The sequence below is a fragment of the Romboutsia sp. 13368 genome, assembly GCF_018336475.1.
Lineage (GTDB): Bacteria > Bacillota > Clostridia > Peptostreptococcales > Peptostreptococcaceae > Romboutsia.
Genome location: NZ_CP048741.1, coordinates 497153 through 499873, shown reverse-complemented (window position 1 = coordinate 499873; position 2721 = coordinate 497153). Strand labels below are relative to the sequence as shown.

Here is a 2721-nt window from a genome sequence, read left to right as displayed (position 1 = left end):
CAATATCACTTTTTATATCATCTACGGCAGAGTTAAGAATATATGCATCTGGACCCAACATATCTTTTGCACTTTTATCTATTATAAAAACACATACTGCTAAGTTTATAGTCATTACTACTATGAATAAAAATTTAAATAAAAGCCTAATTTTTCTTCTTCTTATTTTTTTATAACTATTCCTCTCTAGCCTACTCATATTTAGTCTCCTAGAATACTATTTATATTGCTTGAAATATTCATCTAAAATTTCTGCAATATATTTTGCTGAAGCCTTTGCTTCTTCTGAAGATGTACCATTACTTCCTACTTCTATTAACATATGATTTTTAGCCATATATTGATTATATTTTCCAAGAGGTTTTTCTACTATAGGTAAAACTAATTCAGGATATTTACTTTGAGCAAATTTAGTTATATCCTCAGCTAATTTTTTTACTTCATCTACATTAGGATTTTTCATACCTACAACGAAAAAGAATTTTGCAACTTTTTCTCCATTATAAGTTGTAGTCATTCTTTCATTTTCTTTTTGTATATCAGCATTTGTTTTTAAGTCTCTACCATCTCTATGTAAATCAAGAGCTATATTTATACTTTTATAATTATTTAGCATTGATTTTACAGTTTCTAAACTGCTTATATAAGATTCAGTAAACTTAGGATAGTCATGATATTTTATACTATGGGCAATTCCCCAACCTTTTTTACTTAACTGTTCTGTTAATAATGTTCCAATTTCTATTACAGATTTGTCCTTGTTATTTTGAGAATGATAATTCCCTTCTGGAGAATCAGAATATGTTTCTCCTGCATGAGTATGATATATTAGCATCGTAGGTTTATCTTTTGTTAATCTTATATTATTTTTATATTCACTAGATGCTACAGATACATCTTCTTTATTTTCATTATTACTATTTAAAGTAGGTATATTCTCTTCACCTATATGGAATTTTATATAATCATCTTTATTAGCTGTCTTTTCACTTTCTTGAACATCTTCATTTTTTAAATCTTCACTTTCCTCACTTGATTCAGGATAAGATGAATCTATTAAAAATTTTAGGAATTCTTCTTTATCTATACTATAAGATACTACTGGCAAGATACAAATTAAAACACATACTATACATATAACTTTTTTACTTTTTTTAAGCATAATTTTCCTCCTTAGTTGGTTATTCTACCCGGGTGGAGAGACCTATTTAATCCTTCGCTTATTATTATTGATAAATTCTCTATAGTTTCATCTATATCCTTAGGTGTTACTATTAAATTTTTATCATAAGGATCTAATGACTCTTTTATAAGGTTGTACTTTTCATCTTCCTTAAGTTGTTTTAACATATTATAGAAATTTTCACCTTCATGTGATTGACTCATTAAATTATCAATTGCTAAATCAAGTACATCACTTGTTAACGTAGCTGCATCTACAACAGTTGGAACTCCTATAGCTATTACATCTACACCTAAATATTCTTTATTTAGTGCTTTCCTTTTATTACCTACACCACCACCTGGAGATATCCCAGCTGTAGATATTTGTATAGTTGCATTTACTCTTTCCATTTTTCTTGATGCTAGTGCATCTATAGCAATTACTCTATCAGGTTTTATCGTATCTACTATTGATTTTACAGTTTCACTTGTTTCTAAACCTGTAACTCCCATAACACCTGGGCTTAATGCTGATACTTCTGTAAAATCATCATCATAATCTTTATTATAGTTTTTAAATATATGTCTTGTAACTAATGTTTTAGATACACTTTTAGGACCAAGTGCATCAGATGTTATATTCCAGTTTCCAAGACCTATAACTAAAGTTTTTTTATTTTTATCATTACCTAATATCTCTATTAATTCATCTCTTAAGTATGTAATCATTTCTTCTCTAGATTCATCATCATCAAATTTCATAAGATTACTTTCTAAGGTAATATATTTTCCAATTTCTTTATTCATTATTTTTGCACCTTGTTCATCTATAACTTCAACTATTGATACTTTACAATTTTCTAACTCTTTATTTTCTACTTTTACCCCAGGTATTTCTATAGATTTTTCATTACTTTCATATATTTCTTTTGCTTCTAATGCTAAGTCTGTTCTTATACTAAACATATTTACCCTCCCTGTATTAATCAAATACTATCTATAATTCTTAACAATTTTTAGTATTTTATAACAAAAATAAGTAAATTTGTATTTTACTGAATATTTACTCCTAGTGTTGTATATTCTATCTATATAATATATAATAAAAAACATAAAAAAAAGATAATAATAAAACTTATAAATATTTATCCTTGATTTTTGATTTTATTTCTGTTAAAATTTAATATGTTGACGACGAATATAATATAAAAATATGAGGGGGTGAACTCGCATGGCAAACATAAAATCAGCTAAGAAAAGAATAAAAGTTATCGAAAAGAAAACTGCTTTAAATAGAGCTAGAAAATCTCAATTAAAAACTGCAATAAGAAGATTCGAAGAAGCTGTTGCAGCAGGAAACAGAGAAGAGGCTGTTGCTAAGTTCCAATTTGCTCAAAAGAAAATATATCAAGTAGCTTCTAAAGGAACTATACACAAGAATGCAGCATCTAGAAAAGTTGCTAAATTAGCTCAAAAATTAAACGGAATGAACGCTTAATTATCCGTTTCTAATTAATAGATACTAACCCTTGATATTATCGAGGGTTTTTATTTTTA

Annotated in this window: 4 protein-coding genes; 1 reads left to right on the top strand and 3 read right to left on the bottom strand. The window is 27.0% G+C overall.

Annotation, left to right across the window (positions count from 1 at the left end; genetic code table 11):
• The 3 genes from G3997_RS02110 to gpr all read right to left on the bottom strand — a co-directional run.
• A partial coding sequence (locus G3997_RS02110; RefSeq protein WP_296647337.1) for a hypothetical protein occupies nt 1-199 on the bottom strand: 199 nt, incomplete at its 3' end.
• A gap of 18 nt (nt 200-217) precedes the next feature.
• A complete protein-coding gene (gene spoIIP / locus G3997_RS02105; protein WP_296647334.1) occupies nt 218-1162 on the bottom strand; it encodes a stage II sporulation protein P in 945 nt (314 codons plus the stop codon).
• Between the two features lie 11 nt (nt 1163-1173).
• Nucleotides 1174-2130, bottom strand: coding sequence for a GPR endopeptidase (gene gpr, locus G3997_RS02100; RefSeq protein ID WP_296647331.1), 957 nt, complete (start codon nt 2128-2130; stop codon nt 1174-1176).
• A gap of 265 nt (nt 2131-2395) precedes the next feature.
• On the opposite strand from gpr, the gene rpsT reads away from it, so the two are divergent.
• Entirely contained in the window at nt 2396-2662 is a 267-nt protein-coding gene (rpsT, locus tag G3997_RS02095) for a 30S ribosomal protein S20 (protein WP_296647325.1), read from the top strand.
• The last annotated feature ends 59 nt before the right edge of the window (nt 2663-2721 follow it).

Excerpts from the sequence above, each read along its gene's own strand:
- spoIIP (WP_296647334.1), bottom strand. The coding sequence starts at position 1,162 with ATGCTTAAAAAAAGTAAAAAAGTTATATGTATAGTATGTGTTTTAATT.
- gpr (WP_296647331.1), bottom strand. The coding sequence starts at position 2,130 with ATGTTTAGTATAAGAACAGACTTAGCATTAGAAGCAAAAGAAATATAT.
- rpsT (WP_296647325.1), top strand. The coding sequence starts at position 2,396 with ATGGCAAACATAAAATCAGCTAAGAAAAGAATAAAAGTTATCGAAAAG.